The sequence below is a fragment of the Streptomyces ipomoeae 91-03 genome (assembly GCF_000317595.1).
Taxonomy (GTDB): Bacteria; Actinomycetota; Actinomycetes; order Streptomycetales; family Streptomycetaceae; genus Streptomyces; species Streptomyces ipomoeae.
The window spans coordinates 1-469 of record NZ_AEJC01000323.1 but is presented as its reverse complement, the minus strand read 5'-3'; the positions used below and the strand labels follow the sequence as shown (position 1 = coordinate 469).

Annotated in this window: 1 protein-coding gene; it reads right to left on the bottom strand. The window is 71.9% G+C overall.

All coding sequences use genetic code 11. The features are described from left to right. Nucleotides 1-16: 16 nt before the first annotated feature. Nucleotides 17-469 (bottom strand): hypothetical protein (locus STRIP9103_RS21225; protein ID WP_009316757.1); only part of this gene is annotated, 453 nt, incomplete at its 5' end.

Sequence of the window (469 nt, the reverse complement as noted above, 5' to 3'; positions counted from 1 at the left end):
TCTTCGCGTACGGTCCCTACGAGGCGGCCTGCTCCGCGCCGGGCATCCAGGAGACGGTTCCGGGCGTCTCCAGCGCCTTCAGCCTGCGCCAGACGAACACCCAGGTCTCGAGGCTGGCCCCGTCGACGCCGCACGCGCGCAGGAACGCCACGAACCGGTCGTAGTCCGGGAGATCAGTCCCGCGCAGCATGTCGCTGACGGTGCTGCGCCGCAGGATCCCCTTGCCGCGGTTCTCCAGCTCGCGCAGAGACGGCGAGCCGCCCCAGACCCGCACGGCGTTCAGCGCCTGGATCAACTCCGCCGAACTCGACACCCGGATCGGATCGGGCTGGCCGAACAGCGGCACCGGCGGCCTCTGACGGGCACGCGGGGACTTCGGGGCGGTCACGGATGCCCCCACCCCCACGCCGGGCTGTTTCCCGTCCTCGGTCTCCGTACGGTGAGCGCGCTCGGTCTCCTCACGCGTGCG